The following is a 25983-nucleotide window of genomic DNA, read 5'->3' as shown; positions in this document are numbered from 1 at the left end:
TCTAAATCGGGTTTGCTGCCGTCCAAAGGTCTTCGTAAGCGGCAGTTTTCATCGCCGCAATTTCCGCATCGGCGCGCAAGATTGAGGCTGGTGATCTCGTGGCGAACGAGTTGAACGACTGAGTTAGCGTCCAGGCGGTCCCGCCATCGACCAAAACCAGTCGATCGTGCAGAGTGCCTTTGGCTTGGCTCACACGAACTTCAAGCGGCCGGGCGGCGTATTGTTGCCGCCAAGCTTCTACAGCAGCAGGAAGCGCTGTCTTCAATGATTGACCTGAAGTCAGCATTCGCAGGCTGACACCCTCATTCGCCAACAAGGCGAACTGCGTGAGGACTTTTTCATCGAGATAGGGATCAGCGATGAATAGAGTTTTTTGAGCCTGTCCGAAGACACGCCCAATCGAAGCGAGGGCATCGAATGCGTCTCCCGCGTGGATGAAAGATCCCGCCAAGGTTGGTGAGGCTTGCAGCTCAGCCCTAGCCAATGCGCGGTAGAGCGAACCCATAAGTTTGGTTGGCTTGCCGCTCAAAAAAGGGAGGGAGTTCATCTCGCTGCGGAATGACACGCTATCGGCCAAATCCCCGCCGTCTTCAATTAGAACAGCTGCCCGCGCGAGCCACATGTGTGTTTCGCGGCTTATCCGTCCCTCACCGACCACACTTTCTAGATCGGGAACGTCCGACAGCAGGTGAGATAAGAGCTTGTAGCGCTCGTCAGGCGTTGGCATGGGCCCGTCCTTCCGTCATCTTACTACACTTGCACGAAGCTTTAGAAATGCGGCCTCTTGAAACCCGACGCCCCCGCGTCGCGCCAAGCCTTACATCTCTTGGAGGCTGCAGCGTGCCGGTCTGTCCAGGTTGGTCAAGGACTGGCCTGCGGCCAGCCGCGCCGCGGCGACGCGCAGCGTCGTCCTTGAGCAACCTGGACAGACCGGCGATCGTCTCGCCGTGAGATGTAAGGATGGCTCCCTTCGGCGCGGAGGCGGCTTCGCCGATCAACCAGGCGCGCACGGAACCCCTCTCTCATAGAGAGAGGGAGGGGCCCGCCGCGCAGCGGTGGGAGGGTGAGAGGTTTCACCGCCAGCCGGAGAAATCTCGATTCCTGTCGTTGAGCGACCCAAGCGCCCGAGACCATGCTCCCGTCATGGACAAGACCGCCAACGCCCGTCGCCTTCGCCAGAGCCAGACCCTGGCCGAGAGGACGCTCTGGACCCTCGTCCGCAATCGCCGGCTGGGCGGGTTCAGGTTTCTGCGGCAGGTCGCGATTGATCGATACTTCGCGGACTTCGTCTGCGAGGCGGCCAGGTGATCGTGGAGCTGGACGGCGCGGCCCATGAAGGGCGCGAGGATTATGACGAGCGCCGGACCCGGACGCTGGAGCTGTTTGGCTATGTGGTGGTGCGGTTTCCCAACGCGCGGGTGCTGACGGATCCGGGCGGCGTATCGGACGACATCCTGGCGGTGCTTCGTTCGGACAGGGTGTAACCTCTCACCCTCCCACCGCTTCGCGGCGGGCCCCTCCCTCTCTCTCTATGAGAGAGGGGTTCCGCGCCTGGCCTCTATCCCCGTGCGGGCACGGGGATAACCGCCCCTCCACCCCAACACATTCAACGCCCTGCACGCCGCACCCACCGTCACGATCCAAAATCGACGCAGCCCCCTGAAAACCTCCCGCATAATCATTCTCGTCCCGCCACTGGGGAGGCCGTCCAGCTGGCGACCTGACGGGTGGCGGGGGCGGTTGTGCGGGTCGCGCCCGTCAGTCGTCGTCGAAGGCCCGGTGGGGTCTGGCGGAGCGGATCGGTCCTTGCGGGGCCCGAACGTGATGAAGCCGGATCCAGACCACCGGGAACGCCCTTTGGCGACGCCTGCACGGGCGCTCCAGGCGCGGGCTGAAATCGCTCGCGCGGTCCGGAAGGGTCGCTTCCCTTCCGCCCGCCTGGGGCCTCTGATCGGGAGCGGGTTAAAACCCCGCGCCCCGAGGGCTCATCGGATAACAACCGCGCGGAGCGCTCCGGCCACGGCCGAAACGGTACTCCACTACAAACCCATCCGGGCCTGGCCCGGACGCTCCGCCGCCTCCCCTTGTTTCTTGGGGCCCCACTTGCCGGTGAAAACCGGCGAGGATGCGAACCCGTGCGCGGGGCGCCTTGACCCCGCCGCCCTCTGGTTCCACACCCCGGCCTCATGGAAAAGCTGAACATCCTCCTCGTCGGGTCCGGCGGGCGCGAGCACGCCCTGGCCTGGAAGATCGCGCAATCGCCGCTGTGCGGACGGCTGGTGGCCGCGCCCGGCAATCCGGGCATGGCCGCGGTCGCGCAGCTGCGCGCGGTCAAGGTGCTGGACGTCGAGGGGCTGGTCGCCCTGGCGCAAGAGATCGCCGCCGACCTCGTGGTCGTGGGCCCGGAATCGGCGCTGGAGGTTGGTCTGGCCGACCGTCTGGCCGAAGTCGGCATCCCCTGTTTCGGCGGCAGCCAGCGGGCCGCGCGGCTGGAGACCTCCAAGGCCTTCACCAAGGATTTCTGCGCCCGCCACGACCTGCCCACGGCGGCCTATGGCGTGTTCACCGACGCCGCCTCGACCAGCGCCTTCCTGGATACGCTGCAGGCCCCCTTCGTGATCAAGGCCGACGGCCTGGCGGCCGGCAAGGGCGTGGTGATCGCCGCTGACCGGGCCCAGGCCGACGCGGCCGTGCTCGACATGCTGGGCGGCCGGTTCGGCACAGCCGGGGCCCGCGTGGTGATCGAGGAGTTCATGCACGGCGAGGAAGCCTCGCTGTTTGCGATCTGCGACGGCAAGACGGCGATGCTGTTCGGCGCCGCCCAGGATCACAAGCGCGCCTATGACGGCGACGAGGGTCCCAATACCGGCGGCATGGGCACCTATTCGCCGCCGCCGGTGCTGACCGACGCCCTGGTGCGTCAGGCCTGGATCGAGCTGATCGAGCCGACGGTCAAGGGCATGGCCGCCGAGGGCAATCCCTATGTGGGCGTGCTGTATGCCGGCCTGATGCTGACGCCGACGGGCCCCAAGCTGGTCGAATACAATGCCCGCTTCGGCGATCCCGAATGCCAGACCCTGATGCTGCGCCTGCAGAGCGACCTGGTGCCCCTCCTGCTGGCCGCCGCCAAGGGCGAGCTGGCCGGCGCGGCCAAGCCGGTGTGGCGCGACGAGGCGGCGATCTGCGTGGTGCTGGCGGCTGAAGGCTATCCCGACGCGCCGGTAACCGGCGGCCGGATCCAGGGCGCCGACGCTGATTTCGGCGCCGGGGTCGTGGTCTTCCACGCCGGCACGTCCCGCGAGTTCGAAGGACGGCTGGTGGCGGCCGGCGGCCGGGTGCTGAACGTCTGCGCCCTGGGCGCGACCCTGCTTGAGGCGCGCGAGGCGGCCTATGCGGCGCTGCAGACCATCAGCCTGCCGGGCGGCTTCTATCGCCGCGATATCGGCTGGCGGGCGCTGGGGCAGAGCTAGCTTGATCACTCGCCCCCACCTGACCGCTTCGCGGTCGTCCGCCCCCGTAGGGGGCGGATGAATTCATCTTCCCCCTTTGCTCCCCCTCGGGGGAGCTGTCGGCAAAGCCGACTGAGGGGGTGGGGGGAAGACGGCTGCGCAGCAGCCCGTAGGGGGCAAGTGGCTTGCGTCGGCGGAGCCACCCTCTAAACTCCCGTTCAAACAAGCGTTGGGGAGAAATCGCATGGCTGAAGCCGAGTCCGCCCAGGATCTGAATTCGGGCACCAAGCCGGTCGATCCGCGCCATGCGATCGACGAGGGCAAGCTGGCGTCGTGGCTTGCGGCCCATGTCGAGGGCTTCACGGGTCCGCTGGAGGTTCGCCAGTTCAAGGGCGGCCAGTCCAACCCGACCTATCAGCTGGTCACCCCGACCAAGAAATACGTCCTGCGCCGCAAGCCGCCGGGCAAGCTGTTGCCCAGCGCCCACGCGGTGGACCGCGAATTCAAGGTGATCTCCGGCCTGAACAAGGCCCACTTCCCCGTCGCCAAGGCCTATGCCCTGTGCATGGACGAGGACGTGATCGGCACGATCTTCTACGTGATGGACAATGTGGAAGGCCGCATCCTGTGGGACGGCACCTTGCCCGACTATCAGCCGGCCGAGCGCCGGGCGATCTACGAGGCCGAGATCGACACCCTGGCCGCCCTGCACATGGTGGACTACGCCGCCGTGGGCCTGGCCGACTATGGCAAGCCGGGCAACTACTTCACCCGTCAGATCGACCGCTGGACCAAGCAGTACAAGGCTTCGGAGACCACCGATCTGGAGGACATGAACAGGCTGATGGCCTGGCTGCCGGGCTCGGCGCCCGAGGATGACCGCACCTCGATCGTCCATGGCGACTATCGCCTCGACAACATGATCCTGCACGCCACCGAGCCCAAGGTGGTGGCGGTGCTGGACTGGGAGCTGTCGACGCTGGGCAATCCGCTGGCCGATTTCAGCTATTTCCTGATGAACTGGGTGATGCCGTCCGACCAGCGCGGCGGCCTGTCGGATATAGACGACCTGGAAGCCTATGGCGTGCCGACCATCGAGCAGGCCGTGGCCCGCTACTGCAAGGCCACCGGCCGCGACGGCCTGCCCAATCTGGACTGGTACTTCAGCTACAACCTCTTCAGACTGGCCGGCATCTGCCAGGGCATCGTCGGCCGCGTCCGCGACGGCACCGCCGCCAGCGCCCATGCGCAGACGATGGAAGCGCGCGTGCCGGTGCTGGCCAGAGGGGCCTGGACCTTTGCGCAGAAGGCGGGGGCCTGAGACCTTGATGCGTAAACTGTTCGCGGGCGTCTGCGCCCTGGCTGTGACCGGGGCGCTGTCTGGCGCCGCCTGCGCCGAAACCCTGTTCGTCCAGGCCGGCAAGCTGCTGGCCGACCCGGCCACCGGCAAGGTCGAAACCGCCAAGACCCTGGTGCTTGACGGCGGCAAGGTCGTCCGCATCGTCGACGGCTATGTCTCCGAGCCGGGCGGCCGCGTGGTGGACCTCAAGGACAGCTTCGTCCTGCCGGGCCTGATCGACAGCCACGTCCACCTGACCGGCGAGCAGAACCCCAATTCGCGGCTTGAAGAAGTCACCCAGTCGTCGGCCGACCAGGCCATGGTCGGGGCCGGCTATGCCCGCAAGACCCTGATGGCCGGCTTCACCACCGTGGCCGATCTGGGCGCTGACAACGCGGCGATCTTCGCGCTGCGGGGGGCGGTCAAGCGCGGTGACGTGATCGGTCCGCGGATCATCGCCTCGGGTTCGGCGGTCTCGATCCATGGTGGGCACGGCGACGTCAACGGCTTCAGCGAAGAGGTCATGCACGCCCTGCGGCCGGGCTCGGTGTGCTCTGGCGCCGACGATTGCCGCCGGGCCGTGCGCGAGCAGGTCTGGCGCGGGGCCGACATCATCAAGATCACCGCCACCGGCGGGGTGCTCTCCAATACCGCTGCCGGCCTGGCCCAGCAGTTTTCGGGCGCCGAGCTGGAGGCCATCGTCGACGCCGCTCACCGCATGGGCCGCAAGGTCACCGCCCACGCCCACGGCGTCGACGGCATCAACGCCTTCCTGAAGGCCGGCGGCGACAGCATCGAGCACGGCACCTATCTCGACAACGAGAGCATCGCCCTGTTCAAGAAGAACGGCGGCTATCTGGTGCCGACCCTGATGGCGGGCGATTTCGTCTATCGGGTGGCCTCGGGTCCCAAGAACTTCCTGACCCCCGCCCAGACCGCCAAGGCGCTGGACGCCGGTCCCAAGATGCTGGCCATGGCCCGCCGGGCCCATGAGGGCGGCGTCAAGATCGCCTTCGGCACCGACACCGGGGTCTCGGCCCACGGCGACAATGCCGGCGAGTTCGCCCTGCTGGTCAAGGCGGGCCTGACCCCGCTGGAAGCCATCCAGACCGCCACCGTCAACGCCGCCGCCCACTTCGACCTCTCGGCCGAGATCGGCTCCCTGGCCCCCGGCAAGGCCGCCGACCTGATCGCGGTCAAGGGCGACCCGCTCACGGACGTGACCGTGCTGCAGAGCGTGACCTCGGTGATCAAGGGCGGGGCTTTGGTGAAGTAGGGCATAGACGCTGCTCCCCCTCTGGGGGAGCTGTCGCGGAGCGACTGAGGGGGCTCATGCGGCTCAGGCCAAGCTGGCCCCCTCCGGCCCTCTGGGCCACCTCCCCCGGAAGGGGGAGGATCCTAGAACTACAAACCCGCCTTCGTCAGCACCGCCGCCAACGCCGCCTCGTCCTCGAATCTGGCCCGCACCGGCCATGGCGTGACCTTGGCGCGCCAGGCCGGCGACAGTCGCACCCAGTCCTTTTCGGTGGTGACCAGACCGGCGTCGAACAGGGCGGCGCGGTCGGCCAGCATCTTCAGCGTGCCCTCGTCATAAACCCCATGATCGGGGAACGGCGCGAAGTCGACCAGCTTGCAGCCGGCGGCCAGCAGGGCGCGCTCGACCTTCCACGGCTTGCCGATACCGGCGAACCCCAGCTGGGGACCCTGCGGCGGACGGCCAACCGGCTCCAGCCGGGCAATCAGCACCGGCGTTTGGCCAAACAGGACCAGCAGGGCCGGATCGGCGGCCGGCAGGTCGGCGGGCAGCAGCAGGACCACGGCGTCGGCCCGGGCCAGTCCGACCTTCAGCGGCTCGCGCATCGGCCCGGCCGGGAACACCTTGCCGTCACCGAACGGCCACTCGTCATTGCGCGTCTCGCCGTCGACCACGATCAGCGACAGCGCCTTGCGGACGTCCGGGTTCTGGTGGCCGTCGTCCATGACGATCGCCTGGGCCCCGGCCGCCGAAGCGGCGCGGGCTCCAGCCACCCGGTCGCGGGCGATCCACATCGGAAAGTCCTGGGCCAGCATCAGCGGCTCGTCACCGACATCCAGGGCGGTGTGGCGCGCGCTATCGACCCGGGTCGGGCCCTTGTCCTTGCCGCCATGACCCCGGGCCAGGCCGTGGGCCTGGAGGCCGCGCTGGCTCAGGGTCAGCAGCAGTTCGCGAACGATCGGCGTCTTGCCGGCTCCGCCGACCGTGACATTGCCGACGCAGATCACCGCCGCGCCGATCTCGCTGCCCGGACCCTTGGCGATCCGCCGGGCGGTGGCGGCGGCCCAGATCCACGACAGCGGGGTCAGCAGGGCGCGGGTGACCGGCGAGGGACCGCCCGACTTCACGTACCACCAGCGGGGCGTCGACAGCTTCATGGGACAAGCTCGATGATGCGGGCCAGGCCGGCGCGGGCCTCGGCGTCGCGGGTCTCGACAAAGGTCGCCGCGCGCTGGGCCCGGAGCTTGCCGGCGGCGGGATCGGCCAGGGCGGCGGCCAGACGCTCGGCAAGCACGCTCTCGTCGGCCAGGGCCATGCCGTCGATGGCGGACAGCTCGGCATAGGCCGTCAGCCAGTTCTCGACATGCGGACCGGAAAGGATCGGACAGGACAGCCGCGCCGGCTCCAGCGGATTGTGGCCGCCTATGCCGGGGACCAGGCTGCCGGCCACCAGGGCCAGATCGGCCAGCCGGAACCACAGACCCAGCTCGCCCAGGGTGTCGGCGACCAACACCTGAGCCGGCGCCGCGTGGGGATCGGCGCTGCGCAGGTTGGCGGCCAGGCCGCGCGTCCTCGCCATCTCGACGATGGCCGGACCGCGCTCGACATGGCGGGGCGCGATGACCAGGCGCGGCTGGCCGGGCAGGGCCGCAAAGGCGTCCAGCACGATCTCGTCCTCGCCCGGATGGGTGCTGGCGGCCAGCAGCAGGGGCTGGCCTTCGAGCGCGGTCTTCAGGCGGGCCAGTTCGACGGGATCAGCCGGCAGGGGCGCGGCGCCGAACTTCAGGTCGGCCTCGCCGGTCACGGTTCCGCCCAGGCTGGCGAAGCGGCCGGCGGCCCGGCCGTCCTGGGCCAGGATCAGGTCGAAGCCGGAAAACAGCCGGTGGGCCGCGAACGGCCTCGCCTTCCAGCCGTCGAAGCTGCTGTCCGACAGCTTGGCCGAGACCAGAGCCAGCCGCGTCCCGGCCGCCTTGGCGGCCAGCAACAGGTTGGGCCACAGCTCGCTCTCGACGAAGACGGCCAGGTCGGGCCGCCAGTGGCCGATGAAACGCTCGGCCCCGCCAGGCGTATCGACCGGCACGAACTGGTGGATCACGCCCTTGGGCAGCCGCTGGGCCAGAAGTTGCGCCGAGGTCACGGTGCCAGACGTCACCAGCAGGGCCGCGTCCGGCCGCTCGGCCCGCAGGCGTTCCACCAGCGGCAGGATCGACAGGCTCTCGCCGACGCTGGCCCCGTGCAGCCAGACCAGTCGACCTTGCGGGCGCGGCAGGGCTGGCCGGGCCAGGCGCTCGTTCAGGCGGGCCGGATCTTCCTTGCCCTTGGCGGCCCGGCGCTTCAGCAACAGGGGCGCGAAGGGCTCCAGCGCCGTCGTGGCGACGCGGTAGATGGCGAGCGAAAGCGGAAGGCTCACACCACGTCCGCTGGCGCCAGGCGGCAGGCATGGGGGCCGGCGCTGTGCTCGATCTGCACCGTGGCGTGGCCGATCTTGAACTGGCTGTTCAGCGCCGCGCAAACCTCGTGCAGGAAGTCGTCGTGATCCTCGCCGGCGGGGCGGACCACGTGGGCGGTCATGGCCGTCTCGGTCGTGCTCATCGCCCAGATGTGCAGGTCGTGCACCTCGACAACGCCCGGCCGGGAGGCCAGCCAGTCGCGGACCTTGGCGGGGTCGATGCCGCGCGGAGCGGCGTCCAGGGCCATGTCCAGCGAGTCGCGCAGCAGGCCCCAGGTGCCCAGGACGATCACGGCGACGATCAGCAGGCTGGTCACCGAGTCGATCCATAGCCAGCCGGTCAGCATCATCAGCAGGGCGGCCAGCACCACCCCGGCCGACACAGCGGCGTCGGAGGCCATGTGCAGGAAGGCGCCGCGGGCGTTCAGGTCATCCTTGGAGCCGCGCATGAACATCAGGGCTGTGGCGGTGTTGATGACGATGCCGATGGCCGCGACGATCATCACCGGGCCGCTCTCGACCGGGGTCGGGGCGGCAAAGCGGCGAATGGCTTCCCAGGCGATGGCGCCGGTGGCGGCCAGCAGCAGGGCGGCATTGGCCAGCGAGGCCAGCACCGTGCCCTTGCGCAGGCCATAGGTGTGGCGACCGCTCGGCGCGCGCTTGGCCAGCGTCGCCGCGCCCCAGGCCAGGATCAGGCCCAGAACGTCCGACAGATTGTGGCCAGCGTCGGCCAGCAGGGCCAGGGACTGGGTCAGCAGACCCGCCGCGAACTCGACCAGCACAAAGCCGAGGTTCAGCGCGGTGCCGATGGCGAAGGCGCGGCCGAAGTCCTTGGGGACGTGATGGTGATGTCCGTGCCCATGTCCGTGCGAATGGCCATGCCCGTGGTCGTGAGCGTGGTCATGTCCATGAGCGTGATCATGGTGATCGTGCGAGTGGCCCGAATGGTCGTGCGGCATGGCCCTACATCCCACCATGGGCGGGTCGGATCAATGGCGGACCGGCGCCCCGTCCGTTTCACCGACGATCTGCTCGGCCCGGCGCGACACGGCCGACAGACGCTGGCCCCAGGCCTCGGCCAGGGCGTCAGGATCGTCGTCCCGGCCGGCGGTGGCCGGACCGTCCCAGACCATGGCCGCTCGGGCGAAGGGCAGGGGGATGATCGTGCGGTCCCAGGTGCCCAGACGCAGGCAGGGCTTCATGGCCACGCCGACGAACAGCACCGGCGCGCCGCTCACCCGGGCCAGGGCCACGGCCCCCTTCTGCAGCACCTCGACGGGACCGCGCGGGCCGTCGGGCGTGATGGCCATGGCCCCGCCGTCCTTCACCCACTTGACCATGTCGCGGAAGGCCTGCTCGCCGCCCTTGTTCTTGGCGGTGTCGGTCTTCTTCAGGGAGGAGCCGCGAATGGACGGCAGACCCAGGCGGGCGATCACCCGGGCGATGAACTCGCCGTCGCGCGACTGGCTGACCAGAACCCGGATCTCAGGCTTGTCTGCGCCCTGAGGCCAGGTCGCCGGGCCGACGGGAACGCGAGAGTGCCACAGGGCCAGGATCACACCCGAGCGCCCGGCCAGAGCCCTGGCCTGGACGTCGGTCGCGACCTGCTGACCCTCTCGCGTCCAGCGCAGGGTGCGATAGGTCAGGGCCAGATAGCCCGACATCAGATTGACCAGCAGGCTCATCACCCACGGCGAGCGCAGTGGCCTCACGCGGCATCCTCCGGCGCATGGTCCAGGTCTTGGGCCTTGGCGAGGCGGGCATAGAGGCCCCTGGCGCGCACCAGTTCGGCGTGGGTTCCGGTCTCGATCACCTGCCCCTTGTCGATCACATAGATGCGGTCGGCGCCCATTACGGTCGACAGGCGGTGGGCGATCAGGATGGTGGCGCGGCCGGCCATCAGCCGCTCGAGGGCGATCTGGACCTGGGCCTCGCTTTCGGTGTCGAGCGCGCTGGTCGCCTCATCCAGCAGCAGGATCGGGGCGTCCTTCAGGAAGGCGCGGGCGATGGCGATGCGCTGGCGCTGGCCGCCCGACAGCCGCGCGCCGGCCTCGCCGACCCCCGTGTCATAGCCGTCCGGCAGGGCGCTGATGAAGTCGTGGGCCGCGGCCTGCTGGGCGGCGGCGATGATCTGCTCTTCCGTCGCCTCGGGCCGGGCATAGGCGATATTGGCGCGGATGGTGTCGTCGAACAGGAAGGGCTCCTGGGTCACCAGAGCGATGCGGTCGCGCAGGGAGGCCAGGGTCACCGAGCGCACGTCGTGGCCATCGATGGTCACCGCGCCGGCGGTCACATCGTAGAAGCGCGGGATCAGGTTGAGGATCGAGCTCTTGCCGCCGCCGGACGGACCGACCAGGGCCACGGTCTCGCCGCGCCGGGCCTGCAGCGAGACCTCCGTCAGGGCCGGGATGTCGCCGCCATAGGAGAAGCTCACCCCCTTCAGGGCGATGGCGCTGTCGCCGGGCGGCAGGGGGCGGGCGTCGGCGGGGTCGGTAATGGTCGGGGCGACGTCCAGGGCCTCGAACAGCCGGCGGGCGGCGGTCAGGCCCTCGCTGAACACCGTCTGCAGATTGGCGACCTGGCGCAGGGACTGGGCGGCCATCAGCAGGGCGCTGAGAAAGGCGAAGAAGGCGCCGGCCGTGATGTCGCCGGTCGTCGCCCGCCAGCCGGCATAGACGAAGACGCCGGCGGTGATCAGGGTGGTGAAGGTCTCGGTGGCCGGAGCGGCCATGGCCCGGGCGTTGGAGCCCTTGATCAGGTGCTGCTGGCGGCGGTCGACCACGGCGGCGACGCGGGCCTCCTCATAGGCCTCGCGGTTCTCCATCTTGACGATCTTGACCCCGTCCAGGCTCTCCATGATCGCGGTCGACAGGTTGGAGGTCTCGCCCATGGCGCCCTTGGCGGCCTTGGTCGTCTTCCTCGAAAATTGCCGCATGATCAGGCTGGCGACCGGGGCGATGACCAGCACGCCGGCGGCCAGGATCGGGTCCAGGCTGAACATCACCGCCAGGGCCCCGACCACGGTCAGGAACTCGCGGGTATAGTTGACCACCCCGCTGGTCGCCGCCTCGCGGATCAGACTGGCGTCGTACAGCACCGACGAGACATAGGAGCCCGAATGGGCGGCGCGCAGCCGGGCCAGGTCCGAGCGCACCAGCTTGCCGAACAGCTGCACCTGAACATCGCCGACCACGCCATTGCCGATCCGGTTGATGAAGGTCGCCTGCAGCACCTGGAACAGGCCGCGCAGGATGGCGATCACGGCGATGGTGGCGGGAATGGTCAGGATCGCGCCGGGGCGCGGGTTGGTGATCAACTGGTCCACGGCGGGCTGGATCATCCGCGTCAGCTGGGCGCTGAGTCCGGCCACGATGGCGGCGCTGACCAGCGAGACGCTCAGGCCCTTCCAGCGCGGCTGCAGATAGTCGCGCCAGATCCGCATCGCGAGGGCGCGGTTGGTCGCTTGCGGCGGGGCGGCGTCAGTCATGGGCGAGGGGTCGGATGTCACGGGCGGACTGTCAAGGACGCGGGCGCATCACCCGGCGCGGAAATGATCGCGCGTTTTGCATTAAACGGCGGTCCATCCTACTTAGGCGCGGACTTCCTAGAGGATCGCCCGTTTGGCCCAGTTCGACCTGACCACGCCTTGGGGGCGCCTGAAGACCTATCTCCACTATCTGTGGAACGACCACGCCTATCTGCGGGTCGGCTTCTCCAACGCCCACTGGGTCAGCCCCGAGCTGGTGCGCGCCAACCAGCCCTGGCCGTTCCAGCTGGCCTGGTGGAAGAAGCGGGGGATCAAGACCATCGTCAATCTGCGCGGCGGGTTCGACGGCAGCTTCTACGCTCTGGAAAAGGACGCCTGCCAGCGGCTGGGCCTGAACCTGGTCGATTTCACCATCACGTCACGAGAGGTCCCGATCCGCGAGCGGGTGCGCGGGGCCAAACTCTTGTTCGAAACGCTGGAATATCCGGCTCTGATCCACTGCAAGTCGGGCGCTGACCGGGCCGGTATCATGAGTGTGCTCTATGCCCACTATCGCCTTGGCCTGCCGATCCGCGAGGCGATGAAGGAGCTTTCGCCGCGCTATCTGCACATCAGGGCCGGCAACACCGGGGTGCTCGACTATGTGTTCGAACAGTATCTGGAGCGCGGCGAGCCCAAGGGCTTGAGCTTCACCGACTGGGTCGAGAGCGACGACTACGATCCCGTGGCGATGAAAAAGACCTTCCGGGCCGGGATGCTGGGCAAGCTGCTGACCGACAAGCTGCTGCGTCGGGAGTAGGGGCGAAAAAGATGCTCCCCTTTTGGGGGAGCTGTCGCGGAGCGACTGAGGGGGCTAATGCGGCACAAGCCGAGCCGGCCCCCTCCGGCCCTCTGGGCCACCTCCCCCAGAGGGGGAGGATCTGAAATCAACCCAGGCTCGGGTCCATCAGCTTGTGCGCGTGGATGATGAAGTAGCGCGCGTGGGCATTGTCGACCGTGGCCTGGGCCTTGGCCTTCCAGGCCTTGTGGGCGTCGCTATAGGTGGCATAGGCCCCGACAAACTCGACCTGGGAGAGATCGCGGAACTCGATGTCGGAGACATCCTTCAGTTCACCGCCGATGACGAGATGGAGAAGCTGCTTGTCGGGCATGAGGGGGCACGTTCCTGCGAGGAATTGTCGTTAGGGAAGGTCGATATGCCCGACACGGTTAAGGATCAATGGCGCAAGCGTCGCATTGGCGCAAACCAGGCTCGGAACCAGCGGAATAGGGCGATTATAGCTGAAACCGTGACCTTTATGGTCCGTCAGCCACGCGCCGGTCTCGGCCCGGATCAGGTCGGCGGCGGCCACATCCCACTCGCTCTTGGGCGACAGGGCGATGGCGGCGTCGAAGGCTCCGGCGGCCACCAGGCAGATGCGATAGGCGATCGAATTGCGGGCCTCGATGCGCATCGGCGGCCAGGGCGTGCGCCAGCCCGGATAGGCGAACATCTTGGCGTCGCCCAGCATGGCCGCGCCGTCGAGGCTGGCCGTCAGGCTGGGGGTGATCGGCGCGCCGTTCAAGGTGGCCCCGCCGCCGGCCCTGGCGGCATAGGTCTCGCTCAGGGCGGGGGCATGGACCACGCCCGCGACCGGCTTGCCGTTCTCGACCACGGCGATCGAGACGGCGAACCACGGCTTGTCCTTCATGAAGGCGGCGGTGCCGTCGATCGGATCGACCACAAACTGGCGCGTCGTGGTCAGGCGAGCCGGGTCGTCGATCGTTTCCTCCGACAGCCAGCCATAGTCAGGCCGGGCGGCGCGCAGGCGATCCTTCAGCAGGGTATCGACCGCCAGGTCGGCGTCGGTGACCGGCGAGCCGCCCTCCTTGGACCAGATCTTCAGACCACCGGCCCGGGCCTTGAGGGCCAGTTCGCCCGCTTCCCGTGCGGCGTCGAGGATCAGGTCCAGATCGGTCATTTGCCGGCGATCGCCAGCCCATCGACCAGGATGGACGGCGCGTTGTTGGCGCCGCGCATCTCCAGGTCCGAGCCGGGGATCAGACGGGCATAGATGTCGATCAGGTTGCCGGCCACGGTGATCTCGGTGACGGGACCGGTGATCTCGCCGTTCTCGAACCACAGGCCCGAACAGCCCACCGACCAGTCGCCGGTATTGCCGTTCAGGGATGGGCCAAACATCGAGGTGACCAGCAGGCCGGTTCCGGCGTCAGCTATCAGGCCTGCCTGATCGCGCGTGCCGGTCGACAGGGTCAGGTTGCTGGTCGAGACGCCTGAAGGACCCGCTAGGCCGCGCGAGGCGTGGCCGGTGGTTTCCAGGCCCAGCTGCCTGGCGCTGCTGGTATTGAGCAGCCAGGTGGTCAGCATGCCGTCGTCGATCAGGGCGCGGCGCACGGTGGGCACGCCCTCGTCGTCAAAGGGCGAGGAGCCCAGGCCGCGCACCCGGTGCGGATCCTCGATCAGGCTGACGCCCCGGGCGAAGACCTGCTGGTTCAGCTTGTCCTTCAGGAACGAGGAGCCGCGGGCGATGGACGGACCCGAGATGGCGCCCAGCAACGGGCCGATCAGCGACATGGCCAGGCGATTCTCGAAGATCACCGGGGCGGTGGTTGAGGCGATCTTCCTGGCGTTGAGGCGGGCCACGGCAGAGCGTCCGGCCTCGTGGCCAATATCGCCCGCGTCGGGCAGGTCAGCGAAGTGACGGGCTGAACGGCCTTCGCCGCCCCGCTCCATGCCCGCGCCCTCGCCGGCGATGGCCGAGCAGGACAGCGAGTGGCCGGTGGCGGCGTGGCTGCCGGAGAAGCCGTCGCTGGTGACCAGCCGCCAGGAGGCCGAGCTCCAGCTGGCGGAGCCGCCGTCTGAATTGGTCACGCCCTCGACCGAGCGCGCGGCGTCCTCGGCCAGGCGGGCCTGGGCCTCCAGCGCCTCGGCGGCAGGCTCATAGGCGTCGATCAGGTCGAGGTCGGGGAACGGCCCCTTGGCCAGGCGCTCACGCGGGGCCAGGCTGGCATAGGGGTCTTCGGGAGCCAGGCGGGCCATGGCCACGGCGCGTTCGATCAGCTTGGCGCGGGCGTCGCTGGAGATGTCCGAACCGGAAACCGTGGCGCTGCGATTGCCGACGAAGACGCGCAGACCCAGGTCCCGGGCCTCCTCGCGCTCGACTTCTTCCAGCTCGCCAAGGCGAACGCTGACGGAAAGGGATTGCCGTTGGGCAAAGACAGCCTCGGCCGTATCGGCGCCGGCCTTGAGCGCGGCCGAGACCATGTCGCTAAGCAGATTATCGTCCATGGGGTCTTATGGACGAGGGCGGCGCCCCCGGGCAAGGCGGCTCTCGCCGCATCAGGCGATGGCGTAGAACAGCAGGGCCACGCCGACGAAGATATAGGCCAGCCAGGTCGCCACCATGCCAATGGCCCGGGGGATCGAGGCGCCGCCGCTGTTGGACAGGCCCACGGCGTGAACCAGACGGCCGGAAAACAGCACGAAGCCCGCCACGTGGATCGCCAGCGGCGGGGCCTCGACCACGGCCAGAACGACGATCGCCATCAGGGCGGTGGGGACGTATTCGCTGGCATTGCCAAAGGCGCGGATGGCGCGGGCCAGTTCCGGAATGCCCTCGTCGCCCAGGGCCACCTTGTGCTTCTGGCGCAGGCGCACGACCAGCAGCGAAAGGGTCAGCATAAGGAAGACATGCAGCCCCACCCAGAGGGCGGCGGCGTGACCCGAAGTGATCGTATCCATCAGAGAACCTTACAATATCAGCCACGCCGGGCGCGCGAGGCGGCATAAAAGCCCTCTCGCGCGCCGGCATGCAAGCGATCTGCTCTAATGGGCGAGTTCCCGCGCGATCGGATAGAGCAGGTGGCGGTCGTCATAGAAGGGCGTGCGGCGATAGAACCAGCCAAGGCGCGCCTCCGGATCGGCGGCGAATTTCGGCTCGGCGACCAGCTTGGCCTCGAACTCGGCTTTCAGCGCGGGGTCGGCCGCCAGCATCTTTTCGGCGAGCGGGGCGATGGCATAGCCCTCGATATACTCGACGCGGCTGAGCACTTCGGGGACCATGCCCCAGGCGAAGAAGCTCTCGCTGGACTGCGGCTCCAGCAGCAGCACGGCCAGGTCGCCCAGCGGCTGGTCGGTCGGCACGCGCACCGAACCGGCCGGGAAGGTCCAGTCGCGGGTTTCCGGCGTAGCTTGCGTGACGCTGATCTGGACGTGACCTTCATTGGCGCGGGTCGCCAGCTTGGGATCGGTCAGGCGCAACATTTCGACCGACAGGGTCTTAGGCGCGCTCAAGGGCTCCACCTTAAGCCCGTGCAGTTTCAGCCGTTCGATCAGGTCCTTGCGATAGCTGGGCACCCAATAGGCGACCGGCCGCTTCAGGGTCAGGGTCGGGCGTGAGCCGTAGAAGGGCAGGGACCAGACCTGCGGATCGGGCTGCCCCAGCCAGCGGATCTCGGTGCGGCCGGAAGCCGGGCTCTCATAGGTCTCGTACAGGATGCCCTTGAAGGCGCGGGTGGCGCTGGGCTTGTCCTCGGCGACAAAGTTAGCCGGGATTTCGGCCGGGCGCAGGGCGCGGTCCTGATGGATGGCGGCGCGCAGGCTGTCGCCCTTCTGCGCCAGTAGCTTCATCGCCGTTTCCAGGAACACATAGGTTCCCAGCACGCGCTGGGCGTGGGGCTTGAGGCTGTGGTTCTCGATCAGGATGGTCGGGATATGGGCCGCCGAGCCCCAGCCGTTCGAATACCGCTCGCCCAGACCGCCGTCTGACAGGCCGGCCTTGGGGCCGTGCTCGTCGATGCCGAACACCAGCTCGCCCGGGATATGGCCCTGGGCTTCCAGGCCGTCGTTCATCGCCGGCTTGAACGTCGCGTCCAGCCATTTGGCGATGGCCGGCGAGCGCGACCAGACGCCATCTTCGCCATTGTAGCCGTAGGTGACGTCGTACTGGTAATCCATGCCGTCGGTGACGTGGATGTCGACATAGAGGTCGGGCCAGTAGCGGGCCTGCAGGGTCTTGAGCGCCTGCATCTCCGGCTGGTCCAGCTTCATGAAGTCGCGATTGAGGTTCTGGTTGGTCGCCGTGTTGCGCCAGCCCTGGATGCGCGGCCCGCGCTGGTTGGGGCGGCTATAGGCCGAAGCGCGTTCGTGGCCGTCGACGCTGAGGATCGGGATCAGGATCAGGTTGACCTTGTCCAGCAGGCCCTCCTTGCCGTTGAAGGCAATGTCGCGCAGCAGCATCATGCCCGCGTCCTTGCCGTCGATCTCGCCCGGATGGATGCCGGCCTGGGCCAACACAAGCGGCTTTTTCGGATCGAGCTTCGCGCCATCTTTGGAAGCGATCACCGCATAGATCGGCCGGCCTTCCGGCGAGACGCCGAACTCTTCGATGCGGATCAGGCTTGAGGCCTTGTCCAGCCGGTCGAACCATTTGCGGGTGTCGACATAGTTGGGGCTGAAGTCATGCGCCGGATCGGCCTCGAACGCCGTCACCCACGGATCGGACGGGTCGCGCAGCAGCGCCTGGCTGGCGCCCTGCCACTGCGGCGCGGGTGGCAGGAAGGCCTGGTCCCAGGGGGCTTTGGCGGGCGGGGTCTGGGCCATGCTGGTGCTCGTCATCAGTGCTGCGGCGAGGGCCGCCAGGGTTAGGTTCCGCATTCTCAACGCCCCATGTCGTCAGATCAGGTCTTCCAGATGGGCTTGCCGTCACCCGGCAGGCCCAGCCGGCCCCACATGTCGCTGACCTTGTCGATCACCGCCTGATCCATGCGGATCTCCTGACCCCATTCGCGATGGGTTTCGGGCGGCAGCTTGTCGGTGGCGTCCAGGCCGATCTTGGAGCCGAGGCCGCTCTCGGGGCTGGCGAAGTCGAGATAGTCGATGGGGGTATGCTCGATCATCGTGATGTCCCGCGCCGGGTCCATCTTGGTGCTGATCGCCCACATGACGTCCTTCCAGTCGCGGGCATTGATGTCGTGGTCCACGACGATCACCCACTTGGTGTACATGAACTGGCGCAGATAGCTCCAGACGCCCAGCATCACGCGCTTGGCGTGGCCGGGATAGGCCTTCTTCATCGAGACCACGGCGATGCGATAGCTGCAGCCCTCGGGCGGCAGCCAGAAGTCGACGATCTCGGGGAACTGCTGGCGCAGCAAGGGGATGAACACCTCATTGAGCGCCTCGCCCAGCACCGAGGGCTCGTCCGGCGGCCGGCCGGTGAAGGTGGTCAGGTAGATCGGGTCCTTGCGCATGGTGATCGCCGTCACCTGGAAGATCGGGAACTTCTCGACGCTGTTGTAATAGCCGGTGTGGTCGCCATAGGGGCCCTCGTCGGCATATTCGTCGAGCAGGACGTGGCCTTCGAGCACGATCTCGGCGTGGGCGGGCACCATCAGCGGCACGGTCTTGGCGGCGACCAGATCGACCTTGGCCCCGCGCAGCAGGCCGGCGAACTGGTATTCGCTCAGGGTGTCGGGCACCGGGGTCACGGCGGCCAGGATGGTGCCGGGGTCGGCGCCCAGCACGGCGCAGGCGGGCAGGGGCTCGCGCTTGCCCGCCTGCTTGTGGCGGGCATAGTGCTGGGCCCCGCCGCGATGGGCCAGCCAGCGCATGATGCAGCGGTCCTTGCCGATCACCTGCATGCGATAGATGCCCAGGTTGAAGTCGTCCTCGCGATCCTTGCCGGGGCCCTTGGTGACGATCAGCGGCCAGGTGATCAGCGGCGCGGGCTCGCCGGGCCAGCAGGTCTGGACGGGCAGTTTCGACAGGTCGATCTGGTCGCCGGTCAGGACGATCTCCTGCACCGGAGCCTTTTTCACCGTGCCCGGCCGCATGGCCATGACGGTCTTGGCCAGGGGCAGCATGTCGATGACGTCTTTCAGGCCCTTGGGGGGCTGAGGCTGGCGCAGGAAGGCCAGAAGCTCGCCCACTTCGCGCAGTTCGCCGGCGGTGGTGCGCGGCTCGCCGCCCAGGGTGACGCCCATGGCCACCCGCTTGACGGTGCCAAACAGGTTGGCCAGGGCCGGCATCGGCGAGCGCGTGCCGTCGGGCATCAGCACATGTTCGAACAGCACCGCCGGGCCGCCCGTGGCCAGCAGGCGGGTCTGGATCTCGGTCATCTCCAGCACGGTGGAGACCGGCTCGGTGACCCGAACCAGTTCGCCCTTGGCCTCGAGGACGTCGATGAATTCGCGCAGGGACCGATAGGCCATGAGGTGCTCCTTGGAGGCCGGAACCTAGTGGTTTTTTCGGCCTTGGCTACGCCTTGCCCAGGGCCTGCAGCAGGATTCCGCGGATGCGGGTCAGATGCTCGGGCGTCATCTCGCCCAAGGAGCCGCGCCGGTCCGGCGGCAGGTGGGCGACCGGGTCGCCGTCGGTCTTGAAGACGAAGTGATCAAAGACGTCGCGCCAGATCGCCCGCTCGCTGGCGGACATCTCGCGGATCGAGGCCATGGCGTGCAGCAGGGCCTCCAGGGGGCGGCCCAGAACCGCGCGGGGCTCGGCCCACCAGTAGTTGATCAGCACCGTGAAGGGGTCGAGCGACTCGACATTGTGGAACCAGAAATAGGGGATGTAGATCGCATCCCCGGGCTCCAGCTCGGCGACCTGGGCAGTGGTCCAGGCCTCGGCGAAGCGCGGATAGCGTTCAAGATCGGGGGCGGCGATGTCCACCATGCTGACCGGCGGGCCGGCCGGGGTGAACTCCAGCGGTCCCAGATAGAGGTTTTTCAACTGGTCGGGCGGGAACAGGGTGAAGCGCCGCCGGCCCGCCACCGCGCAGGCGATATTGTAGTTCATGTCGAAATGGGTCGCGGTGGTGATCGCATTGCCGATCCAGATCCGCGGACCGACCGCTTCCTCGAGCAGGGGCTGGGGATTGGCGGCAGTGAAGCCGGGCAGGGCGCTGGCGGTCGGGGTGGACTGCACGGCCAGGGCCGGGGGCTCGGCGGCGTCGCGGAACGATAGCAGGGCCCCCAGGGCCTCGCGCAGGGGCACGGTGCGGCGACGGAAGTTCAGGCCGTCCAGACTGTCGGTATAGAAGAACCGCCCGCCGATCTCGGGTCCGCCGTGCAGAATTGTGACCGGGCCGCCGGCGTCCAGACCCAGCAGGTATTCGGCCATGGCCTGATCGGAGACCTGACCTGCCGCCACGGCGGGCCAGTCGGCGACCAGACCTTTCAGAACGGCGGGCTGGCCGGCCGGCACGATCTGGTCGCGGAAGATCTCGCGGTTGACGCCACGCCATTCGGCCGTTCGGAACGGAGCGGGACCCAGGGTCATCGGCTAGTCCGCGACCGCCAGATCATCGGCATGGATCATCGGGCCTTCGGTGAAGCCCAGTTCGGCCTCGATGGCGTCCGAGCGCAGGCCGGCGATGCGGTGGGCGTCGGCGCTGTCATAGCGGATCAGGCCCCGGGCCACCTCGCGGCCGGTCTCGTCGCGCACCCGAACGGCGTCGCCCTTGTCGAAGGGCCCTTCGACGGCGCGGACGCCGGCCGCCAGGAGGCTCTTGCCCTTGGCCAGGGCGGCGGCGGCGCCGGCGTCGACCGACACCCAGCCCTGCGGGGCGAGGCTGCCGGCGATCCAGGCCTTGTAGGCGGCGGCGGGGCTGGCCCCGGCCTCGATCAGGGTGGCCTTGCCGCCCTCTTCGATGGCCTTCAGCGGGTGCGGGCGCGAGCCCAGGGTGATCAGGGTGGCGCAGCCGGCGGCCCGGGCGATGCGGGCGGCGGCGATCTTGGTGGCCATGCCGCCGGTGCCGACGCCCGAGGCGGCATTGGCGCCCCCGGCCATGGCCTCGATCTGCGGCGTGATCTCGGAAATCGTCGCCAGATGGGTCGCGCCGGGATCGCGGCGGGGATCGGCGGTGTAGAGCCCGTCGATATCGGACAGCAGCACCAGCAGGTCCGCTCCGGCCAACTGGGCGACGCGGGCGGCCAGGCGGTCGTTGTCGCCGTAACGGATTTCCTCGGTGACGACGGTGTCGTTCTCGTTGACCACCGGCACGACGCCCAGACCCAGCAGGGTCTCGACCGTGGCGCGGGCGTTCAGCCAGCGGCGGCGGGTCTCGGTATCGTCGCGGGTCATCAGGATCTGGGCGACGCCGATCTCGTGCGGCTCGAAGGCTTCTTCCCAGGCCCGCATCAGCAGCGACTGGCCGGCCGCTGCGGCGGCCTGCTTTTCAGGCAGGGTGAGCGACTTGCGACCGGTCAGGCCCAGGCGACGGCGGCCCAGAGCCACGGCACCGGATGAGACCACGACCACCTGCTGACCCCGGGCGCGCAGGCGCGCGGCGTCGTCGCAGAAGGCCTTCAGCCAGGCATGGTTGGCCGCGCCGGTTTCGGCGTCGACCAGCAGGGCCGAGCCGACCTTGAAGACGATGCGCTTTGCCGACGCCAGTGGCCCGGCGGCAGCCTGGCTCACGGCTTCCAGCCCCCGGGGGTCTCCGGGATGTGGTCTTCTTCCTCGTCGATTTCCTCGACCTCGTCGCCGCGACGGACGCGGACCTCGCGATAGGCGGCGCGGAGCATTTCCTTGACGCCCTTGCCTGAGACGCCGGAGACGAGGCGCGGCGTGACGCCGGCCACGGCCTCCAGCTCGGCGAGTTTCTCGGCGATCGTGTCGTCGTCGAGGGCGTCAACCTTGTTCAGGGCCAGGATCTCGGACTTGTCGCCCAACTCGTCGCCATAGGCTTCAAGCTCGCCCCGGATGGTGGTCCAGGCGCCGGCGACGTCGTCCTGGGTGGCGTCGACCAGATGGATCAGCACCGCTGAACGCTCGACGTGGCCCAGGAAGCGGGTGCCCAGGCCGGCGCCTTCCGACGCGCCCTCGATCAGGCCGGGAATGTCGGCCAGCACGAACCGTTCGCTGGTCGACAGGTCGACCACGCCCAGGTTCGGCGTCAGGGTGGTGAAGGGATAGTCGGCGATTTTCGGTTTGGCGGCCGTAGCGGCAGCCAGGAAGGTCGACTTGCCGGCGTTGGGCAGGCCCACCAGACCGACGTCGGCGATCAGCTTGAGGCGCAGCCAGACCCAGCGTTCTTCGCCTTCCTGGCCGGGATTGGCGTATTTCGGGGCCTGATTGACCGGGCCCTTGAAGTGCAGGTTGCCCCATCCGCCGTTGCCGCCCTGGCACAGGCGCACCATCATGCCGGCCGTGTCGAGGTCGGCGATCAGGGTTTCCTTGTCCTCTTCCAGCACCTGGGTGCCGACGGGGACCTTCAGGGTGATGTCGCCGCCCGCCGCGCCATGGCGCCCGCGGCCCATGCCGTGGATCCCGGTCTCAGCCTTGAAGTGCTGCTGGTAGCGGTAGTCGATCAGGGTGTTGAGGCCGTCCACGGCCTCAATCCAGATGTCACCGCCCCGGCCGCCGTCCCCACCGTCGGGGCCGCCGTATTCAATGTACTTCTCGCGTCGGAACGAGACCGCGCCGCCGCCGCCGTTGCCGGAGCGGATAAAGATCTTGCACTGGTCCAGAAATTTCATCTGCGTCTTTTGTCGCAAGGCGCCTGCCGCGTCGAGCCGAAATGGCGTCGCAGGCTCCAGGCGGCGTGATCAGAACACTGTTCGGTCCTGTGACGAAATGTTAAAACACGTTGTGCGACAGAGAGTCATGCAGCGAAACCACCGTTTTTGGCGCGGTGGACTGGGAGGCTGGCGTTGACGACGACACAGGGCTTTGGAGAGGAACTTGCGAAGGACCTGCGGGACCTGACGCTCCAGACGCTTTGCAAGAAGTACGCTGGTGAGGCCTCGATCCATCGCAACATTCTGATGAGCCGCGGCACCGGTGTGACCGGCACCTGGCGCGACTTCCGCGCTTTTCTCACCGATATCGGCGAGCGGCCCAGCCCTGATCATGGTCTGGTCCTGATCAACCGGCACGAGCGCACCTACGGCCCCGGCCGCGCGCGCTGGATGACCGCCGAGGAGCAGGCGGTCCACGAGGCCGAGTTCGACCGAGAGCGCGCCGAAAAGCAGCGCGAAGAGCAGCTCCTGATGCATCATGCCGCTGCCATGAAGCGCGCCAAGGATCCCAAGGCGGCCTCGTTTGGCCAGTGGACACCCATGCAAGGCCAGCAGGTGAGCTATGGCGACGTCGCCAAGAAGCTGAACATTCCGATTACGGCCCTGTCCAAGACCATGGCCGATGGCCGCTCGGCCGACGAACTGATCAAGCGCGCCTCGTCAGCCGGCGAACTGATCAATCAGGAGGCCACCTGGCTGCCGCCAGACCCCAAGCGCAAGGCGGGCTTCTTCGAAGCCTTCCGGATCTGGCACATGCAGGTCCAGCCGCAGTTCAGCCGCGCCGCGACCCCGACCTTCCTGTTCCTGTACATCGCCCTGCCGGTGATGAAGCAGTGCCGGGACGAGCTGATGGAGCTGGATCTCTGGAACCCGCTGGGCCAGAGGGCGATGAGCGCGCGCGACGGCCACGCCGCATGGAAGAAGTACTGCGAGTTCATGCCCCGGGCGCAGGTGGCGCTGATGGAAATTCCCATCTACGCCACCTATTCACTGCTGTCGGACCTGGACGCCCTGTGCGAGCGCATCGTCACGGCCGAAAAGCGGTTCCGCGAAGGCGCGCAGAAGGTCATCGCGACCCACCGCGCGGCCTAAGGCGCTAGGCCAGCCACACCATCATCCGCGTCGCCGCCGGTTGGCCGCGCGCGACCGACGGCTTCATCTCGACGACGCCCGTATAGAGAAAGCCGGCCTTGATCAGCACCTGGCCAGAGGCCGGATTGTCGGCGAAGTGGCCGGCGACCACCAGCCTCTTGCGCCAGTCCTGTTTGGCCCAGTTCAACGCGCCCTGACAGGCCTCGGTGGCCAGACCCCGACCCCAAAAGGGTTTGCCGATCCAGTAGCCGATCTCCAGTTGGCCGTTCGGTGGCGTGAACAGGCCCAGGACGCCAATGACGCCCTCGTCTTCCAGCTCGATGGCGAAGGTGTTGTCGCGGCGGCGATCCTGCGCCTGGCAGCGACCGACGAAATCTACGGCGTCCGCACGACCATAGGGCCAGGGCATGCGCGTGGTCATGCGAGAAATCTCGCGGTCGCCGCCCAGGGCCACCAGGCGCTGGACGTCGGACATCGCCGGCGCACGCAGCGTGATCCGCCGCGTTTCGATCTGGGGACTAATGTCGATGACGCACATCCGACGCCTCCCGGTTTCTCGGCCCCTCTTTGCTCGGGGACCGTGACGCCGCCATGGCGATTCGGTGCTTCATGGCGTCGCAGGCAAAACAAAAGCGGGGAGCCCGGCGTTTCCCGGACTCCCCGCTTAGGTTCGTCTGTCCGGGTCGTCTTCTCGGCTGAGAAGCACGACCCGAAAAAGTCGAGTGCGTACTACTCGGCGGGTTGCGCCTTGGGCGCTACCGTCACGTAGGTGCGATCATGCTTCTTGGTCACGAACTTCACCGCGCCTTCGACCAGCGCGAAGAGGGTGTGATCCTTGCCGATGCCGACGCCGGCGCCGGGCCAGAACTTCGTACCGCGCTGGCGGATGATGATGTTGCCAGCGAGGACCTTCTCGCCGCCGAACTTCTTCACGCCAAGGCGGCGGCCGTCGGAGTCGCGACCGTTGCTGGACGAGCCGCCTGATTTCTTGTGAGCCATCTTGCTCTCCTAATCTCTAGAGGCGCAGCCGCTTAGGCTTCGCCGTCTTCCGGGGCGGCTGCGGCCTTCTTCGGCGCGGCCTTCTTTTTCGGGGCGGCTTCAGCGACCGGAGCGGCCGACTTGGCGACCGGGATCGTGAAGGGGACAGCGGCGTCGCCGAGGCCGCGAGCGCGGGCGTTCAGGATAACCTTGGGGGTCAGGTCGATGACGCCGTCCCACTTGGTTTCCGAACCAGCACCCGACACCGAGGTCACGCGCACGACCGTTTCGGTCTGGCGGTGGCCGCGTGTGCGGCGATAGCCCTGACGGCGGATCTTCTTGAAGATCTTCACCTTCTCACCCTTGCGGGTTTCGATCAGGGTTCCGGAGACGACAGCGCCGTCCACCGTAGGGGCGCCGACCGTCACGGCCTCGCCTTCGCCAAGCATCAGGACTTCGCCGAAAGCGACTTCCGAGCCCGGTTCACCGTCGAGCTTTTCGACAACCAGCAGATCGCCGGCTTGGACCCGGTACTGCTTGCCGCCGGTTTTGATCACCGCGTACATAGGTTAGCGCCTTAAGAAACGTGCGTTCGCAAAATAGGGAACGCCCGCAAGGAAACCCGGCGGGCGAGGGGGCGGACTTATACAGCCGGTCGATCATGAGTCAACGGTCTCGGACAGATTCCCGACCATGAAACGCCGACACCCGGCAGGAGGGATTCCAGTTTGACGTTACAATGTAACAGTATATAGCCGTCAGCGTGAATTCGACCTTCTTCGCCTCTATCGCCGCCACCGGTTTCGTCGTGGCTTTTCTGCATGCGGCCCTGCCAACCCATTGGCTGCCGTTCGTGCTGGTTGGCCGTGCTCAGAAGTGGTCCACGGGTCGTACGCTGGGTGTGACTTTGCTGGCCGGCCTCGGCCACGTAGGCCTGACCATCCTGCTGGGCCTGGCCCTGGTGGTCGCGGGCCTGGCCCTGCAGCCCAGCCTTGGCCACGTCTTTCACTGGATCGTCGGCGGGCTGATGGTGGCGGTCGGTATCTTCTATGTGGTGCGCGGGCGTCACAACCATGCCCTGCCCGAGGCCAGCAGGCGCACCTATGGCTCCGACAGGGCGGCTATCGCCGCTTTGGTCACCCTGCTGACCCTTTCGCCGTGCGAGGCCTTCCTGCCCTACTATCTGGCCGGCATGGAGCATGGTTGGCAGGCCTTTCTGCTGCTCAGCCTCGTGCTGATGGCGGCCACGGCCTCGGGCATGCTGATCTTTACCAGCCTCAGCCTGGCCGGCTTCAAGCGGCTGGGGCTGCAATGGGTCGAACGCTACGAGGAAACCATCCTCGGCGCGGCCCTGATTCTGGTCGGTCTGGCTGTGGCCTTCTTCAAGACCTGACAGCAGACTTCCGCCGG

General features: G+C 67.8%; 24 protein-coding genes and 1 pseudogene. 7 read left to right on the top strand and 18 right to left on the bottom strand.

Going from position 1 to position 25983, the window contains the following annotated elements; translation table 11 throughout:
• Position 1: 1 nt before the first annotated feature.
• Positions 2–727, bottom strand: coding sequence for a phospholipase D-like domain-containing protein (locus ACW176_RS03770; protein ID WP_492110944.1), 726 nt, complete (start codon positions 725–727; stop codon positions 2–4).
• Between the two features lie 416 nt (positions 728–1143).
• Here ACW176_RS03770 and ACW176_RS03765 point away from each other — a divergent pair.
• The 4 genes and pseudogenes from ACW176_RS03765 to ACW176_RS03750 all read left to right on the top strand — a co-directional run bounded on the left by ACW176_RS03765 (position 1144) and on the right by ACW176_RS03750 (position 6064).
• Positions 1144–1484 (top strand): annotated as a pseudogene (locus tag ACW176_RS03765) (endonuclease domain-containing protein).
• Positions 1485–2186: 702 nt separating this feature from the next.
• The gene (gene purD, locus ACW176_RS03760) at positions 2187–3470 is read left to right on the top strand and encodes a phosphoribosylamine--glycine ligase (protein ID WP_492110943.1); all 1284 of its coding nucleotides are present in this window, start codon (positions 2187–2189) and stop codon (positions 3468–3470) included.
• 223 nt (positions 3471–3693) lie between these two features.
• Positions 3694–4770 (top strand): phosphotransferase family protein, encoded by a 1077-nt coding sequence (locus ACW176_RS03755; RefSeq protein ID WP_492110942.1) that lies wholly within the window; start codon positions 3694–3696, stop codon positions 4768–4770.
• Between the two features lie 4 nt (positions 4771–4774).
• Complete coding sequence (locus ACW176_RS03750) at positions 4775–6064, top strand: metal-dependent hydrolase family protein (protein WP_492110941.1); 1290 nt, start codon at positions 4775–4777, stop codon at positions 6062–6064.
• A 128-nt stretch (positions 6065–6192) separates the two neighbouring features.
• Here ACW176_RS03750 and lpxK read toward each other — a convergent pair whose 3' ends face one another.
• Genes lpxK through ACW176_RS03725 form a run of 5 tightly spaced genes read right to left on the bottom strand, consistent with a single transcriptional unit; the run spans position 6193 to position 11979 of the window.
• The gene (lpxK, locus tag ACW176_RS03745) at positions 6193–7200 is read right to left on the bottom strand and encodes a tetraacyldisaccharide 4'-kinase (protein WP_492110940.1); all 1008 of its coding nucleotides are present in this window, start codon (positions 7198–7200) and stop codon (positions 6193–6195) included.
• Entirely contained in the window at positions 7197–8453 is a 1257-nt protein-coding gene (locus ACW176_RS03740; RefSeq protein WP_492110939.1) for a 3-deoxy-D-manno-octulosonic acid transferase, read from the bottom strand. The genes lpxK and ACW176_RS03740 overlap by 4 nt, the downstream gene beginning before the upstream one ends.
• The gene (locus ACW176_RS03735; RefSeq protein ID WP_492110938.1) at positions 8450–9451 is read right to left on the bottom strand and encodes a cation diffusion facilitator family transporter; all 1002 of its coding nucleotides are present in this window, start codon (positions 9449–9451) and stop codon (positions 8450–8452) included. Before ACW176_RS03735 ends, ACW176_RS03740 begins: the two co-directional genes overlap by 4 nt.
• A gap of 30 nt (positions 9452–9481) precedes the next feature.
• Entirely contained in the window at positions 9482–10204 is a 723-nt protein-coding gene (locus ACW176_RS03730) for a lysophospholipid acyltransferase family protein (protein WP_492110937.1), read from the bottom strand.
• On the bottom strand, positions 10201–11979 hold the full coding sequence (locus ACW176_RS03725; protein ID WP_492110936.1) for an ABC transporter ATP-binding protein: 1779 nt from the start codon (positions 11977–11979) through the stop codon (positions 10201–10203). The genes ACW176_RS03730 and ACW176_RS03725 overlap by 4 nt, the downstream gene beginning before the upstream one ends.
• A gap of 133 nt (positions 11980–12112) precedes the next feature.
• On the opposite strand from ACW176_RS03725, the gene ACW176_RS03720 reads away from it, so the two are divergent.
• A complete protein-coding gene (locus ACW176_RS03720; RefSeq protein ID WP_419319000.1) occupies positions 12113–12778 on the top strand; it encodes a fused DSP-PTPase phosphatase/NAD kinase-like protein in 666 nt (221 codons plus the stop codon).
• 127 nt (positions 12779–12905) lie between these two features.
• On the opposite strand, the gene ACW176_RS03715 is transcribed toward ACW176_RS03720, so the two are convergent.
• The 9 genes from ACW176_RS03715 to obgE form a co-directional block, all read right to left on the bottom strand.
• Positions 12906–13130 carry a DUF4170 domain-containing protein gene (locus ACW176_RS03715; protein ID WP_419253988.1) on the bottom strand — a complete coding sequence of 75 codons (225 nt, stop codon included), beginning with the start codon at positions 13128–13130 and terminating at the stop codon, positions 12906–12908.
• 30 nt (positions 13131–13160) lie between these two features.
• Positions 13161–13940, bottom strand: coding sequence for a 3'(2'),5'-bisphosphate nucleotidase CysQ (locus ACW176_RS03710; RefSeq protein WP_492110935.1), 780 nt, complete (start codon positions 13938–13940; stop codon positions 13161–13163).
• A complete protein-coding gene (locus tag ACW176_RS03705) occupies positions 13937–15268 on the bottom strand; it encodes a TldD/PmbA family protein (protein WP_492110934.1) in 1332 nt (443 codons plus the stop codon). Before ACW176_RS03705 ends, ACW176_RS03710 begins: the two co-directional genes overlap by 4 nt.
• 51 nt (positions 15269–15319) lie before the next feature.
• Entirely contained in the window at positions 15320–15721 is a 402-nt protein-coding gene (locus ACW176_RS03700; protein WP_419318997.1) for an MAPEG family protein, read from the bottom strand.
• 84 nt (positions 15722–15805) lie between these two features.
• Positions 15806–17635, bottom strand: coding sequence for a M14 family metallopeptidase (locus ACW176_RS03695; protein WP_492110933.1), 1830 nt, complete (start codon positions 17633–17635; stop codon positions 15806–15808).
• Positions 17636–17658: 23 nt separating this feature from the next.
• Positions 17659–19191, bottom strand: coding sequence for a UbiD family decarboxylase (locus ACW176_RS03690; protein WP_492110932.1), 1533 nt, complete (start codon positions 19189–19191; stop codon positions 17659–17661).
• A 46-nt stretch (positions 19192–19237) separates the two neighbouring features.
• The gene (locus ACW176_RS03685) at positions 19238–20260 is read right to left on the bottom strand and encodes a cupin-like domain-containing protein (RefSeq protein ID WP_492110931.1); all 1023 of its coding nucleotides are present in this window, start codon (positions 20258–20260) and stop codon (positions 19238–19240) included.
• 3 nt (positions 20261–20263) lie between these two features.
• Entirely contained in the window at positions 20264–21400 is a 1137-nt protein-coding gene (gene proB, locus ACW176_RS03680) for a glutamate 5-kinase (protein WP_492110930.1), read from the bottom strand.
• Complete coding sequence (gene obgE, locus ACW176_RS03675; protein ID WP_419318992.1) at positions 21397–22461, bottom strand: GTPase ObgE; 1065 nt, start codon at positions 22459–22461, stop codon at positions 21397–21399. The genes proB and obgE overlap by 4 nt, the downstream gene beginning before the upstream one ends.
• A 174-nt stretch (positions 22462–22635) precedes the next feature.
• On the opposite strand from obgE, the gene ACW176_RS03670 reads away from it, so the two are divergent.
• The gene (locus ACW176_RS03670; protein ID WP_492110929.1) at positions 22636–23595 is read left to right on the top strand and encodes a hypothetical protein; all 960 of its coding nucleotides are present in this window, start codon (positions 22636–22638) and stop codon (positions 23593–23595) included.
• 4 nt (positions 23596–23599) lie between these two features.
• Here ACW176_RS03670 and ACW176_RS03665 read toward each other — a convergent pair whose 3' ends face one another.
• The 3 genes from ACW176_RS03665 to rplU form a co-directional block, all read right to left on the bottom strand.
• Entirely contained in the window at positions 23600–24133 is a 534-nt protein-coding gene (locus ACW176_RS03665; protein ID WP_492110928.1) for a GNAT family N-acetyltransferase, read from the bottom strand.
• A 191-nt stretch (positions 24134–24324) separates the two neighbouring features.
• Positions 24325–24594: a 50S ribosomal protein L27 gene (rpmA, locus tag ACW176_RS03660; protein ID WP_419253999.1), complete on the bottom strand. Its 270-nt coding sequence runs from the start codon at positions 24592–24594 to the stop codon at positions 24325–24327.
• 32 nt (positions 24595–24626) lie between these two features.
• On the bottom strand, positions 24627–25139 hold the full coding sequence (rplU, locus tag ACW176_RS03655) for a 50S ribosomal protein L21 (protein ID WP_419254000.1): 513 nt from the start codon (positions 25137–25139) through the stop codon (positions 24627–24629).
• 197 nt (positions 25140–25336) lie between these two features.
• Here rplU and ACW176_RS03650 point away from each other — a divergent pair, with 197 nt between their 5' ends.
• On the top strand, positions 25337–25966 hold the full coding sequence (locus tag ACW176_RS03650; RefSeq protein ID WP_492110927.1) for a hypothetical protein: 630 nt from the start codon (positions 25337–25339) through the stop codon (positions 25964–25966).
• Positions 25967–25983: the final 17 nt, after the last annotated feature.

Source organism: Caulobacter sp. FV1ye13L (assembly GCF_058681155.1).
The sequence above is the reverse complement of the archived record's forward strand: the minus strand, read 5'-3'. Positions and strand labels throughout refer to the sequence as shown.